Below are 14,034 nucleotides of genomic sequence, written 5' to 3'. Positions count from 1 at the left end.
ACTTACGAACGCCTCGAAAACGCCAAAATCGAGCTAAATAAGCCATTTGCACAAGACGACGAACTAAACGTCCGCCTCTTGCGCTTAAAGGAGTTAAATAATCTTCTCAGCATGGAAAAAACAAAGGATCCCGAAGAAAATGATGTTGATATTGAAGAAGAAAGCAAAGAGCCGGAAAATATTAAAAACAAAGAAGCAAACGATGTATGGGAAATGGAAGCTTAAATTGGACTCTCTATGAATATTAATGCAGAAAGAGACTACCTAAATGATGACTGTGAAAGGCTGGGAACAGGAAGCCCAGGGTCTCCTGGAGGCTATACTCAACCATTATGGCTGCTAACACCAGCACCGGCCACCTTCGGGTGGTCTTTTTTTATTTTTTGTTGCATAAACAGTGCAACTATTTATAATAACTTGAAATGAAACCAAAATGAAGTTATAATAGCATTAAATTAATATTAAACTTTGAAAGAAGGAGTAATATGAAGAATAGTGTACTAAAAGGAGTTGTTCAGCCTTCCGATGTGGAACAGCTACTGAATAAAATGAATGGATCTTGGGTTTATGAATTTAAGGATGGGAAATATATTTACAGAATAAAAAAGACAAGTTCGACGACAGGTCATTTATTTTGGGAAGAATACATTGGTGGCGGAGACAGTATGGAGTTTGATTTTTGTATTAACGAGATTAATTCAGACGGGATCACTACTCTTTACATGGATATGGACAGTCTTAAAAAACATGGTTTAAGCCCAAATTTTACAACAATACCAGTAAATACATTAATGAACAAACAAAATTCGATTATCTTTTTCAAAGCAACCTTTAATAGGGAGTAAAACAAAAGGACCGCTGTTATGCCGGTCCTTTTTCATTTGAACTGTAAATTCTTTTTTCCAACTCAAGCCACTTTTGGCTATATGCTTTTTCAAGAGTATCAAGATATTTATCACGGTCAATTTCCTTTGCCACTTTAGATCGATAGCAAAAATGAATGACTCCAAGAGCCATATCACGAACCATTTTCAGTTTTTCCGTTTCATTGGCGTTTTCTATTTCAATGTGGGTGTCTTCCAAATAATGTTCGATTGTGCCCTTATTAATTTTCACAAGTTCTCCTCTAAAATAACAAGCGGTAGGTCGCCATTCCTATTTTTATTCAACCGTGGACAACGAATCGATTAAAGGGGAATATCGGAAACGTATTATTCAATAGTAGTTTTAAATGCAGGCATATTGGTTTGCTTTTTTTTTTATACATATTTGTCAAGAAAATTTCTTTACTTCCTAACAAAGTGGGTATAATATAGTTGTATATATAGATGCGTTGACGAAATTGACGTATTCTATTTTGTTTTAGTATTGCAAATGATTACAATTGATATTTGTAGTATATTTTGACGTTATTTACGATGTTGATTCATTTGATGACGTGTCTTTAGGAGGACTATTATGACAAGTATATTTGATATGGCTAATGCTTTTTTATCAATCGAGTCTATGACAAATAAAAAACTCCAAAAATTATGTTATTATGCAAAAGCTTGGTATTTAGCTTTGAAAAATGAAAATTTATTTGATGATGAGTTTCAGGCCTGGGTTCATGGACCTGTTAATTATGATTTGTACTTAGAATATAGAGAAAATGGTTTTAGTAAAATTCCAATGGTTGAATTAAAAGATTTAGGAGATATGCCGGAAGAAGTTATGGATTTTGCGCATAATATATTTCAAGCATATGGACATCTCACTGGCGGAGAGCTGGAAATAGTAACTCATGGTGAAACCCCATGGATTAAAGCTAGAGGATGTTTGGAACCCTGGATGTCTTGCCAGAATACTATTTCTGAAGAAGATATGAAAGATTTTTATCGAAAGAAAATCAATAAATAAATATGTGCGAATTTAAAATACAAATACAAGACAGACCATCTGGAGAAATTCCAAAAGAAAGCATTGATATACTAACGCTTAAAAAAAATCATATCGTGTTTTCTTTTGAAGCTGTTGACACAGGAGGTAAATATAATAAGTATTTTAATCTTGATGGTTCTTGCATTAGATGGGCATCAGATATGATGAAAGTATTTAATGAAGTTTCAAAAATGGGGAGAGCTGACGTTTCTTCGGGCAGATTGAATGGCGCCTTGAGAATTCATCCGCATGATCCTAAAAAGGCTGATTTCCAGCCACCAGATGGAATTGAGTCAAGCGATTTTATGCAAATTCGCTTTGGAGTATCAAAAGGTGGAGTTCATGGGGTATTCTATGAAAATATCTTTTATGTAATTTGGTTTGATCCACAGCATAATATGTACCCGGCTCCCCATCATAAACGGAAAAAAATTATCAAACCACCTAGTACGTGTTGCAAAGTAAGAGATCAAGAGTTGGAAGAATTGCAAAAAGAAAATATAAGATTAAAAGCGGATAATGATGCTTTTGAGGATATGTTTAAAAAAGAATATTAATGTTGATCTAACCGGTTTATTCGCCGGTTTTTTATTTTTTTGAAAAATATGCATTCTTATTTCAACTAAAGGGTATATAATTAATTGAAATTTCCAAGTCAAAATATGATGTTTGAAGGAAGTAGTTCTATGAGTGAAGAATCAAAAGCAGTTGAAGAGATCCCAATCATCATCAAGACCAATGGCAAAGCCTTCATCATAAATGAGATATTCATAGAATACCCTATCATTTTTTATAACACATTTCTTCTTAGCAAGCTGCTAGAACAAATAGATATAACGAAGAAGTTTGAAATAATTGAACGAATTAAAAGAGTGTCGCCTATTGCAGGGCCACATGTCAATCTTAGCGGACGGTTAAATTTAACCGGGAAGAAAGAACCTCTGGAAATTGATTTGCTAATTAATCAACTGAATGACTTCCTATCTTAATTGATAGATTGCATCTCTATTGAACTTTTGGATGATATGTGTAAACAACCACATATTGCAGTTGGTAAAGCATATGGTATCGTCTGGAAAAAAGAAGATTGTTTAACTTAAGTTAATTTGGAGAAGGGAGAACTATTACATATGAAAAAAAAAAAGTTTGTTAATTTTGGCTTTAAAGCCAAAATATTTAGTCTTATTATCTGTGTTGCCATTTTTGTTTTTTTGTATGTTTATGGTTTTAGGATTACATATAATCCGAAATTAGAGACGAGTTGGAATGCAATTGGTGCTATTGGACAGTGGGCAAGTGCTGTTGTTGGTATTCTTATTCCAATTGCAGTTGTGTATATACAATCAATTCTAGATCAAAATAAGAGAGAAATAGGAAAATCAAATTCTGAATTATACAGCGAATTCACAAAATTTAAATCAGAGTATTTAGATAAAATTAAAATCCTGTCTAGCTTAATAAACGAAGATGGAAAACCTAGTATTGAATTAGGCGTTTTAATTGATGCCGCAAAGTATGGCTATGAATATACTCTTAAAGAGAGAGTAATTAAATTTATTAATATCTCAATGGCAGCTCATACAAAGCAAATAGCTAAATACATAAACGTAACTGAAGCAGAAGCTTTCGATTTATTAGAAGAAATGGTTATGAAGGATGAGTCTATCTCTTGTGCTGGAAGACATATTCTTGTCACTGGGTGGCATGTAAAAGACAATATTTCAGAGATATTAAAAAAAGATAATATTTCAGAGATTGTCTGGATTGGTAAAAAACGATAACCGAAAAAGTTGATAAATAAGGAAAAGAAAGGAATACAAAAGATGAGTTTTTTTGATATGTTCAGGAAAAAACCTGAAAAGAAGATATACGAAGAGCCAACAGCCTTGATAAATGGTGATCCAGCCGAAAAAATGCTTTATGAATCTTTGAAAAAAAATAACAATAAAGTAGAATTACACTTGTTATACAATGAGTTTATAGAACTTTATTATAAAAAAAGAAAAGAGGGTGATGAATGGATTGAAAAATGCATCGATTTTTGTTTAAAGGATATTGAATTATATAGAAGTTTTGGAAATGATGATAAAAGACAACTTAGACAAAGTGCAAGAAGAGAAGCCACAAACAAGAATACAATCAATGAGATGTTGGAAATTGGTGAGGATTTAGTGCAAATGACAACTACTTTCGGTTGTTGCGCATTATGTGCAGAATATGAGGGTAGGGTTTATTCAATAAGTGGAAAGAATAAAGATTACCCGCCTTTAGATATTCCATTCAGTGGTGGATTTACCAATATTCATAATGGTTGTTCCCATTCAGTAACACCTTATATTCTAAAATATGACGATAATTCAGATAAAACGAAAGAGCAAAGTAACAGACCCTTTAATATTACCCCTGAAATCATAAGATTGAAAGAAAAATACAAAAAGGAATATGAACAACCAGATTTTAATATTAAATTACTTTCCCTTTCAAGGCTGGCTATCATTTATGAAAAACAAGGAAACTTTAAAAATGCAATAAATATTTGTAAAACCGCAATAAGTTTAAATATTGAAAATGATGGTACAAAAAATGGTTTTAGTGGAAGATTAAAGAAATTGGAAAGCAAACAAAGAAAAATGGAATCTATAATAAAAAATGGGATAGCTTGATAATGACATCGGCAAAGCCTATTGCACTGTTTTTAAAAAAGAAGAAGACTGTGTGGCGGTTCTCATGAAGCTGTATGTAGAATTGATAACAAAACAATAAATTGATGATATAACGAATTTCCGATGGACAATTTTTTTAAATTTTAATCTTTTTTTTAGTTGCAATAAAACATTTTTTGAATTATTATTGATCTATTATGTCTTAGTTTGTGTCATACACATAATGTTGATCAACAAAAGAACGATTTTAAAAGTTGTTTAAAACAATCGCTATTCATAGTAGCGGTTGTTTTATTTTTTTGGAAAAGTACTCATAATTGCACGTATTGTCTCACAAATTTCTCTTGTGAAAATACATAATACAATTGCAATAATATTTATATCCAGAGCTCTACCTCCCTTCGGAAATAGTTTCAATAAATTAAAGACTATTTATATTCATTGAAATATTTTAAGTCCAATCAAACAACCACGTGTATAACACTGGACCAGTATAGTACTATATGTAGAACTGAGCAATGTATTTTTTTGTATTTTTTCTTACATCAAGAAGAGTGCGTGGCTGAACTAATGAAAATGGATATTGAAGTAACCACTAATTTAAAAAAACGCTAACATTCTTGTTGTATGATTTAGATAAGTGTCATAACTTTTAACTTATGAACGTCTCGAAAACGCCAAAATCGAGCTAAATAAGCCATTTGCACAAGATGACGAACTTAAACGTCCGCCTCTTGCGCTTAAAGGAGTTAAATAATCTTCTCAACATGGAAAAAACAAAGGATCCCGAAGAAAATGATGTTGATATCGAAGAAGAAAGAAAAGAGTCGGAAAATATTAAAAACAAAGAAGCAAACGATGCATGGGAAATGGAAGCTTAAATTGGATTTTTTATGAATATTAATATAGAAAGAGACTATCTAAATGATGACTATGAATAAGGCCGGGAACAGGAAAATTGATACTAAAACAATAATTTGAGAAATACGGGGGTGCAGTGATGGCAGTAACATTGCGGCACCCCTGTTTTGTTATGGAAAAAATCAATGAACCCAAAGATATCGTTGAAAAATGTCAGGCTTCTTCTTGGAACAATGTTTTTGAATCATGCAAACATAAGTAATGGAAGCATTCAGGCGATTAAAAAAACTTTTTCAGGGTAACAATGATATAAAAGGATATAGAATTCAGAGGAGAAAAATGAGTGAAATGATGGGTGCTTATGTTACTCACGATAAAACGATGATAAAGGATTTATAATTCATGTAATTCGCAGAATTTATAAGCTCTGTATTAGAGAGAAATGCGAGAATTCTCTAATAAATGGAAAGTGAAAGAAAGGTGGAAACCATGGAAAACATGGAAAGAGGAAATGTATTAGTTATTGGTAATTCAGGAGTAGGGAAATCAACTTTGATTAATGCTGTTTTCGGTGAAAAAAAAGCAGAGACAGGATGGGGTACGAAAGGAACAACAGTTGATCTGAAGATATATGAAAGTAAAATAATCCCCTTCAGAATCATTGATACTATTGGTTTCGTACCATCATTTATTAAGGAACACAAAGCCATTAATGCGGTGAAGAAATGGTCAAAAAACAGTGCTAAAGAAGGCCACGAGGATAATAAAATTAATGTGATTTGGTTCTGTGTCGAAGGAACAACAAGTAAGTTATTCCCTGAGACAATTAAAGACCTTTCAAGAGCAACATCAATGTGGAAGTCAGTTCCTGTCATTGTCGTAATTACCAAATCCTACTCCGATCCTGAAAGAGAAAAGAATATCAAAATGGTAAACAATGCTTTTGCTGAACAAAAAAGATATTCAAAGAATTTGGCTAAAATAATACCTGTTGTTGCATCTACATATGTCCTCAACGATACAGCTTTTGCGGCTCCTCAAGGAATTACTGAATTAATCGATTCGACAAACGAATTAATGCCAGAAGGAATTAAAGCTGGTAAAAAGGATGTATTCACATTTAAACTTAACAGGAAAAGAGCCTTCGCACATAGCATTGTCGGTACATGCACGGTGTTAGGAGTTACTGTAGGAGCAGTACCGGTTCCTTTTGCTGATGCGTTAATTCTGGCGCCGATTGAAATATTAGAAATTAATAAACTTGCACAGCTATATGAAATAAATAAAGGTGAAGATTCTAAACAGTTCCTTAATTCAATAATAGAAGTTGGTACCGTGAGCATTGCTGCAAAGACTGCGATAAGTGCATTGAAGGCTATTCCGGGAATAAACTTAGCTGCGTGTGTGATAAATGCCATTATTGCAGGAGGTATTGTTGCTGCCATCGGAGAAGGATCAATATATGCGTTTGAAAAAGTATATATTGGCGAAAAGAGCGTGGCGGATATTGACTGGGTAAAGAAAGTGATGGAATTAAGATTATCATCACAATTCATTGAACAAGTAACGCTAATTGCAAAAAAGATTACAAAGATGGATAATCCTAAAGATATTGGAAAGGTTATTACAGATTTGTTAGCAATTGTATTTAGTGTAACGGACAATAAAAAAACAGTTGAACGATAAAGGCGCTAAATAACAACAAAAATCCCTGCCGACCGTATGATACGGGGACGTTTCGGGACCAGTGAGAAAGCCGCGTTTTTTTTGCTGGATTTCCAAAATATAAGAAAATTATTTTTAAAAAGGGCGTTTTTGCTTATTTCCCTTTTCGGGGGGATGGGCAAAAACATGGCCTAATAGCAGCTATGCTGGTATTAGGCCATGTTAGACCGTGACACCAATAAATATTACATTGCTTTATGATGATGGCTCACAAAGTTGTAATCTTAGTTGTGGCAGTACGCTGGAATTATACCTTTGAGGGCTCTCGCTACTGTTGATTTTAAATTATTGTACCTTAAGGCGGTAAACAAGATGCTTCGTTCTACTAAGATTTTAAATCCAAAAGAATGTGGTTGGAAAAATCTAAATTTTGGGTTCGGTGGCCCTATAATATTTGATACGCATTTCTTTAAACATGAAACAGCTGATATTGATTATGTACGTATAATAGCAGATAATTCTAAAAATAAGAATGGTAGTGAAATAAAGCAAGCTTCTAGCAGTATTGTTTCTACTATGTTATTTGGTTTATATGGAGCTTTAATATCTGAATTACAAAACGATTATGCTGTAGATGTTGATTTAGATATTATCATTAAGAGTGGCGTAGTAGTTGAAGTTAAAACTCAGGATAAGTCATTGTTAAAGTACTTAGTTAAGTATATGAAGGTAAACGATCCTAGAGCTAAATACAGAAAACAACGAGGTTTATAAGATGAACTACAGAGAGTTAACAACAGAACAAGTAATGCATATTGGGTAGTTTTGCCTATCCCGCCAAAAAGGTATATTAGGGGCAAAATATTTTATTAATATGGATTTTTGACGTTTTGAAAGTTACACAATGCATTTGTGTAACTTTCACTTTCCTTATTTAGCAACGATTTTGAATATTTTATATGAAAAGCATAAATTGAATGTTACTTAATACTAATAATTGATATTGTTATGTAACATAATTTCTACGTTGCTCCTAACTCATAACCTTAAATATGCTAATATACCTTTTTTGCGGGTAAGGTAAAAACACCCATATTGGCGATAAACTCTGCTTTCCAGCGGATTAACAACTGCTGAGATACATCATATTTTTTAGAGATCTCTGCGAACGTATATTCTTCTCTGAGAATTTCCAGCACGATGGCTGCTTTTTCCTCTGGGAATCATGTTCGTCGTTTTCTACTCATGTGTATAGTTTATCTTATTTTCTGGAATTTGTGTCCAACTATTTGTGAACATTATAAACCAACATTGCAAAAACATTAAATAAAGGAGAAAATTATGGTAAAATATCCAAATGTAACTGATTACATTAAGATACCTCGCATGCTTAAAAGATATAGTTTTGATGAAAAAATGAGAATTTGTAATCAGTTTTCAAGAAAACTGATGGATATGCATGGAATAATATCTGCGGATAAAATGGAAAAGCAACCTTATCCATGGGAACTTGAGACATTTTTATTATTTTGTATTAAAGCATCACCAGAATATCAACATGGAGACTTTAACGGTAAAAATGAAAATAAATTTATTAATATGATTAGAGGTATCCGAGATTTTACTCAGCCTGAGATGATAAAAATTGAAGGAACTATTAAATTTGCAGATTATTTTATTGTTGCAATGAGTTTGATTCAGTTTGAATCACAAGAGTTATTTTATTCTAAACTGTACAGATATTCATATATCTTTAACTTTAGTAATAGTATATTGAATATGAAAGATGAATTTATTAAGAAATTCGGAATAGAATATAATGAATTTATGTATTTTGGCTCCTTTTTAACGTTCTTATATGGCTCACAGAAGTTCATTACAGAAACTATAATGAACTATATAGTGATTAAAATCTTTCCTAAACCATATAAGGAATTGACAATTACAAAGGAAGAATATCTTGAACAATTGGATTCAATAACAGTTAATCAGACAGATTATGTTACCTGTTTAAGACCATCGTATAAATATCCGTTTATACTTTCTAATAATCGCACATATTTACCATTACCACATATTATTGGTAGGGCCGTTACATCTTCATTGTTATATAGAATCACGGAAGGAAATAATAGTTTACGTGAAAAAATAGGGAAAGAAGTTTTAGAAGATTACTTATATAAAATACTTTGTGAAGCAAATATTTATGATGAAAAATATAAAGAACAGGACTATATAGCCGAACATCATAATCAATCAAAAACGCTAGATATTATGCTTAGAGAAGGTGATGAATATTTACTAATGGATAGTAAATCATCAGTTCCTAATATTGGTTTAAGACTATATAATGAAGACAGCCACCAAAAAGAGATAAAAAAACTTACAGAAAATGTAATACAGGTATATAAACATTTAAGAACATATTTTATGAACCATTATAATCCGTTTAAGGGTAAGCCTATTGTGCCAGATGAGAAGCTATGGGGTGCAATTGTAGTTCTTGAGGATAGTTATATTAGGAGAAATATTGTATATGAAAATGCTGCAAAAACATTAGAAATAGAACAAAACAGTGATGAGTATGTATGGATGCAAAATCACATAAAAATAACAAATTTATATGATATTGAAAAGGTTTCTTTTACAGGGAGATCAATAATTTCCGAATTTGCCAATCAAAGAGATAGTGGGTTAGCAGGTGATTACCCATTGGTCTCAGCAATCAAAGAACATCCAACAATAATAAACAAGGATTATTTATCTTTTAAAAAGAATCTTTTAGCTAAATTTATGGATGTGACTAAATTATTGAATGAAGAAGGAATTATTGGTAAATAATTAATGAATTGTGGATGCAAGGTGGAATATAACCTTGCATCTTTTAGTGTCGAAACTTTTAAGTTATGATACCAATAAATCAATGACGTAAAATAGTGGTGTTGAGCGGTGTCAATACTTAGTATCAGAATGTAAGGGGGAATTCGCATGTTTTTTGGTTATGCACGCGTTAGTACACGTGGTCAAATGACGGATGGAAATAGTTTAGAAGTACAAGAAAAACAATTAAAAGAAAACGGTGCTCAGGAAATATTTACAGATAGTTTCACCGGTACTAAATTTAACAGCCCACAATTAGATTTACTACTGGGCAAATTAAAAAGCGAGGACACATTAATCGTGACAAAGCTTGATAGGGTAGCAAGAAGTCTATCACAAGGGAGCACATTAATTAACTTTGTCTAAGGGAGGCAATCATGATATGGATAATCTGATGTCTTTATGTACCAGTTGTCATTCAACTATCATAGCTAAAGAAGGTGGTCGGTGGGGGGGGGTGCAAATCTCCACAACCAACCAACGGAACAGCGGGCCTAGGGCCACGCACACAAAAACCGGAAATTAAACGGGGTATTAACCTAAATATGGAAAAACCCTCAACTATATAGGCAAGGGTTCGCTGAAAGGAGATATATCAAGCAACACTGAAGAAATCTAATTTCCCGGTTTTCCAGTTAAAGGATAAATTCATTCCGTTGCTGATTTTCAGGTTTATACTGGTATGCTCGGGATCAAAATGTAGAGCTTTAATATTTGTTGCAACTACATTTGCAATTCGGATAAGGTTGCTGTTGTTGTTCTTGGGACGAATTTCGTTGTTCATGCTATGGCCTCCTTTCTTTGATAAGTGTTGGTTTTAATTGGTATTAAATTGATTGAGCAGTTTTCTGGCATCTTCATCAAGTCTGTTGCAGGAAGATTTGTCTTTGGCAATCTGATATAGGTCTTTCAGTTTAGAAGAGATGAATTTACCCCATTCGATAGAGTTGCAGAGGAAAAGTTCTTTATCACCTGTGACCAGGTACGCTTCAACGATGTCGGAGAGTTTGTTCTTACCATCTGCATCAGTGTATTCTACTCGATACAGATACAAGGTGCTGTTGATTTTTTTTAAGGGGGCATAGAAGAAATCGTCGGTGATGGTTGCTTTGGTAAAGACCGCATCTCCAATTTTTCGACCAAGTCTCAGTGACAGCCATCCAATCCAGGGTATCCTCCAAGGACAAGAAGGACCAGAATACTCAATCTCCTGAGATAGTTGTTTTTCCGCCTTTTTAACAATGTGATCGGGGAAAAATTCAAACTCATCTGGGGTGGCATAATCTATTGTGGTAGCAATAGGACCGAGTTTACTCCAATCCCATGGATCATAAATGCTGTCAATTTGCTTCAGCGTAAAAATATGCCAATACAGGCTGTCTTCAACAGACATGGAGTAGAGAGACTTTAAGAAGTCAATAAGGCTATTCTCATCTGTGGTGCGGTCTAATGTGTTAAGTGTCAGGTAGTCCATTGATACTTTCAAGTAGTCTGCGATTTTATTCAGTAGATCATAACTCAGATTATAGGTACTGCCTTCAGGTTTTTTTAAACGAGACAGGTAGCCGTGGCTGATAGAGACTGCATCCTCAATGGCACTACGCTTTATGCCCCGCTTCTCTAAAAGCTTGTCGATATTGTTCATGATAATCTGCTGTTGTTTGTATTCCATTAAGCTAACCTCCTGTTTTCTGATTGAATCATATCATAATTTGAAGTATGTGTCAAATTATTAGTAATTTGAAGTAATTGAAGTATACTACAATAAAATGGGGTTTAATACGGTTAAACAGTTAAACATAACTGATTGCTGCAGGCAACTATCGGTTGAAATGAAGATTTGACAGAGTTTTACTCTTCACAATAGATGATTTGAAGTGCTGCTTCACATAAAAAAAATAAAAATATTTTATGAGGTGATAGGAATGGCAAAGGATGGTACCGCACCAGGCGGTTCAAGGGTCGGTGCAGGCAGAAAGCCGAAGGCATTAACCGAAAAAATAAAAGATGGAATGAGCGCTACGGTTATCGAACTGTCGGAGCCATCCTCATTCGAAGGTGCGGTTAATGATTTACTAAATAAGAATATCAGGGTAAATATTTTAAACATAGGAATTATGGATAATACACCCTCCTCAAAACTTATCAGAAATATATTTTTTTCGTTTGCTGAATTTGAACGCGATATGATTGTTGAAAGAACTCAAGAAGGAAAAGAAATTGCAAAACAAAAAGAAGGATTTACAGAAGGACGACCTAAAAAATACAATAGCAAGCAAGTGGATCACGCCGTAGAATTGCTTAAAAACAATAGTTACAAAGAAGTTGAGAAATTAACTGGAATTAGTAAATCAACTTTAATACGAGCTAAAAAGAAATCCGGTTGTTTGCTTTAATGCAATACCTGCTATTGCACACTTAATAAACTAACGATATCTTTATACAACAACTCTGAATTTTGCATCATCGTTTCATTCAATCCATGATTATTGAAACCAGATTAGATTAACGATAAAATAATATGTTTATTTTATCAAATATATTATTTTATTCTAAGCACAAAAAGTGATACAATAAATTTAATCAAATCAGAAATGAGGTGTCTTTATGCCTGTAAGCTATAACAAACTTTGGAAATTATTAATTGATAAAAAAATGAAAAGAACGGATTTAATTACAATGGCTGACCTAAGCAGTGCAACCCTTGCTAAAATGGGCAAAGACCAGCAGGTGAGCATGGATGTCATACCTACTAATGATAGTGAGACCTTTAAATAAGTTATGAGCGAGGACCTGTATCATTTTTGGAACAGAGAAAAAGAAATAATGATGGAGGTAGACCATGGAATATAGTGCCGGAATGGTTTCGAGCTTGTTTTGGCTAAGCGAAACACGAAAGACAGCCGAACTTTTAACAGCAGGAAAAGATTTAAATGAGATCCGGGCTCTTGCCCAGATAGAAAACATCTACCAGGTAAAAAATGATATTCGGGCACGCAAGATTGCTAACGCAATCGTTAAACGTCTTCAGAGTTTACCAATTGTCTTGGTCGAAAAAATTGCAAACAGTGATATTGGAACGGCTAAGCTTCTTATTCTGTTCAGCATTATGAAAACAGATCTTCTTTTCTTTGAGTTTATGCATGAAGTATACAGACCTGCCATTCTTTTAGGCGAATGCATAATCACTGATCGAGCCATCAATACTTTCTTTGATGAAAAAAAGGTCCAGAGTGAAACAGTGGCAAACTGGATAGATACAACAATTAATAAATTAGAAAGATGCTATATTGGAATACTTCGTGAAGCAGGTCTGTTAAAGACTGAAACTGATGAACGAAAAATAATCATCCCACTAGTTGATTACAACCTGAGAAAACAACTGGAAGACAACGGGTTCACACCATATCTTAATGCAGTAACCGGAGAGGCGTAAAATGACAAACATTGAATCACGATTGGATAAAATCGAAGAAAAGATCACCAATGACGATTTTCTAAAAAACAAAGGGCTGGGCAATGAAGTCGGTTATTATATCTTCGACTATGCACCCAGAAATGAACTGATTGTCAGAGGACACATTGCCTATCTTAAAGATAAAATCAATAAATCATCCAGCGGCCTGAAGATTATCGAGTTTGATCTCTACAATATGGTCATCGACATTTTAAAGGACAAGGGTTATCTGGAAAAATGCTTTGATTTTGAAAAAACAAAGGGTCTTGATTTTACCTACGAAGCGATTATTAAAATGCTGAGACTGACCAGCAAATCAAACCTATTGGTGAATCATATTGTGGAAAATACCCTGCCCAATTCTGTGGTTTTCATTACTGGCGTTGGAAAATGCTATCCCCTGGTGCGTTCCCACAATGTCCTGAACAATCTTCATCAGGTCCTCGACAGTGTTCCAGTGGTCATGTTTTTTCCGGGAATCTATTCAGGTCAGGATTTAGAGCTATTCGGTACCATTAAAGACGATAATTATTATCGGGCATTCAAGCTCGTTTAATTCAAATAAAATAATATTTAGGAGGGAAAAAA

18 protein-coding genes and 2 pseudogenes are annotated in these 14,034 nt (G+C 33.6%); 16 read left to right on the top strand and 4 right to left on the bottom strand.

The annotated features are described in order from the left end of the window. Window positions 1–225 (top strand): annotated as a pseudogene (locus VIK44_RS04905) (hypothetical protein); the annotation flags it as partial. A 260-nt stretch (window positions 226–485) separates the two neighbouring features. After that, window positions 486–845, top strand: coding sequence for a hypothetical protein (locus VIK44_RS04900; protein ID WP_331552729.1), 360 nt, complete (start codon window positions 486–488; stop codon window positions 843–845). Window positions 846–861: 16 nt separating this feature from the next. Here VIK44_RS04900 and VIK44_RS04895 read toward each other — a convergent pair whose 3' ends face one another. Next, window positions 862–1,116 (bottom strand): hypothetical protein, encoded by a 255-nt coding sequence (locus VIK44_RS04895; RefSeq protein ID WP_331552728.1) that lies wholly within the window; start codon window positions 1,114–1,116, stop codon window positions 862–864. 342 nt (window positions 1,117–1,458) lie between these two features. Between VIK44_RS04895 and VIK44_RS04890 the strand changes: the two genes are divergently transcribed. From VIK44_RS04890 to VIK44_RS04860, 7 genes are all read left to right on the top strand, one after another. Beyond that, window positions 1,459–1,899 (top strand): Panacea domain-containing protein, encoded by a 441-nt coding sequence (locus VIK44_RS04890; RefSeq protein WP_331552727.1) that lies wholly within the window; start codon window positions 1,459–1,461, stop codon window positions 1,897–1,899. A gap of 2 nt (window positions 1,900–1,901) precedes the next feature. After that, complete coding sequence (locus tag VIK44_RS04885) at window positions 1,902–2,477, top strand: hypothetical protein (RefSeq protein ID WP_331552726.1); 576 nt, start codon at window positions 1,902–1,904, stop codon at window positions 2,475–2,477. A 129-nt stretch (window positions 2,478–2,606) separates the two neighbouring features. Then, window positions 2,607–2,909, top strand: coding sequence for a hypothetical protein (locus tag VIK44_RS04880; RefSeq protein WP_331552725.1), 303 nt, complete (start codon window positions 2,607–2,609; stop codon window positions 2,907–2,909). Between the two features lie 141 nt (window positions 2,910–3,050). Further along, window positions 3,051–3,701 (top strand): hypothetical protein, encoded by a 651-nt coding sequence (locus VIK44_RS04875; protein WP_331552724.1) that lies wholly within the window; start codon window positions 3,051–3,053, stop codon window positions 3,699–3,701. A 42-nt stretch (window positions 3,702–3,743) separates the two neighbouring features. Then, window positions 3,744–4,583 carry a phage minor capsid protein gene (locus VIK44_RS04870; protein WP_331552723.1) on the top strand — a complete coding sequence of 280 codons (840 nt, stop codon included), beginning with the start codon at window positions 3,744–3,746 and terminating at the stop codon, window positions 4,581–4,583. A gap of 1,350 nt (window positions 4,584–5,933) precedes the next feature. After that, window positions 5,934–7,130, top strand: coding sequence for a YcjF family protein (locus VIK44_RS04865; RefSeq protein WP_331552722.1), 1,197 nt, complete (start codon window positions 5,934–5,936; stop codon window positions 7,128–7,130). A gap of 351 nt (window positions 7,131–7,481) precedes the next feature. After that, window positions 7,482–7,883, top strand: coding sequence for a hypothetical protein (locus VIK44_RS04860; RefSeq protein WP_331552721.1), 402 nt, complete (start codon window positions 7,482–7,484; stop codon window positions 7,881–7,883). A gap of 281 nt (window positions 7,884–8,164) precedes the next feature. On the opposite strand, the pseudogene VIK44_RS14215 reads toward VIK44_RS04860, so the two are convergent. After that, a pseudogene (locus VIK44_RS14215) lies at window positions 8,165–8,317 on the bottom strand (transposase); the annotation flags it as partial. A 133-nt stretch (window positions 8,318–8,450) separates the two neighbouring features. Between VIK44_RS14215 and VIK44_RS04855 the strand changes: the two are divergent. From VIK44_RS04855 to VIK44_RS04845, 3 genes are all read left to right on the top strand, one after another. Next, window positions 8,451–9,950, top strand: a complete 1,500-nt coding sequence (locus VIK44_RS04855) for a hypothetical protein (protein ID WP_331552720.1) — start codon at window positions 8,451–8,453, stop codon at window positions 9,948–9,950. Between the two features lie 147 nt (window positions 9,951–10,097). Then, window positions 10,098–10,355: a recombinase family protein gene (locus tag VIK44_RS04850; RefSeq protein ID WP_331552719.1), complete on the top strand. Its 258-nt coding sequence runs from the start codon at window positions 10,098–10,100 to the stop codon at window positions 10,353–10,355. Window positions 10,356–10,371: 16 nt separating this feature from the next. Further along, the gene (locus VIK44_RS04845; protein WP_331552718.1) at window positions 10,372–10,515 is read left to right on the top strand and encodes a hypothetical protein; all 144 of its coding nucleotides are present in this window, start codon (window positions 10,372–10,374) and stop codon (window positions 10,513–10,515) included. A gap of 69 nt (window positions 10,516–10,584) precedes the next feature. Here the strand turns inward: VIK44_RS04845 and VIK44_RS04840 are convergent, their stop codons facing one another. Together VIK44_RS04840 and VIK44_RS04835 are read right to left on the bottom strand one after the other, a co-directional pair. Then, window positions 10,585–10,773, bottom strand: a complete 189-nt coding sequence (locus tag VIK44_RS04840) for a hypothetical protein (RefSeq protein ID WP_331552717.1) — start codon at window positions 10,771–10,773, stop codon at window positions 10,585–10,587. Between the two features lie 33 nt (window positions 10,774–10,806). Beyond that, window positions 10,807–11,661: a helix-turn-helix transcriptional regulator gene (locus VIK44_RS04835; protein WP_331552716.1), complete on the bottom strand. Its 855-nt coding sequence runs from the start codon at window positions 11,659–11,661 to the stop codon at window positions 10,807–10,809. 253 nt (window positions 11,662–11,914) lie between these two features. Between VIK44_RS04835 and VIK44_RS04830 the strand changes: the two genes are divergently transcribed. The 4 genes from VIK44_RS04830 to VIK44_RS04815 all read left to right on the top strand — a co-directional run bounded on the left by VIK44_RS04830 (window position 11,915) and on the right by VIK44_RS04815 (window position 14,002). After that, complete coding sequence (locus VIK44_RS04830; protein ID WP_331552715.1) at window positions 11,915–12,385, top strand: recombinase family protein; 471 nt, start codon at window positions 11,915–11,917, stop codon at window positions 12,383–12,385. 211 nt (window positions 12,386–12,596) lie between these two features. Continuing rightward, complete coding sequence (locus tag VIK44_RS04825) at window positions 12,597–12,767, top strand: helix-turn-helix transcriptional regulator (protein WP_331552714.1); 171 nt, start codon at window positions 12,597–12,599, stop codon at window positions 12,765–12,767. 64 nt (window positions 12,768–12,831) lie between these two features. After that, entirely contained in the window at window positions 12,832–13,425 is a 594-nt protein-coding gene (locus VIK44_RS04820; protein ID WP_331552713.1) for a DUF1819 family protein, read from the top strand. A 1-nt stretch (window position 13,426) separates the two neighbouring features. Beyond that, window positions 13,427–14,002: a DUF1788 domain-containing protein gene (locus tag VIK44_RS04815; RefSeq protein ID WP_331552712.1), complete on the top strand. Its 576-nt coding sequence runs from the start codon at window positions 13,427–13,429 to the stop codon at window positions 14,000–14,002. Window positions 14,003–14,034 lie beyond the last annotated feature (32 nt).

It is taken from the genome of Acetobacterium sp. (genome assembly GCF_036508315.1).
Lineage (GTDB): Bacteria > Bacillota > Clostridia > Eubacteriales > Eubacteriaceae > Acetobacterium.
Note: the sequence above shows the minus strand (reverse complement) of the source record. Positions and strands in the feature narration are given on the sequence as shown.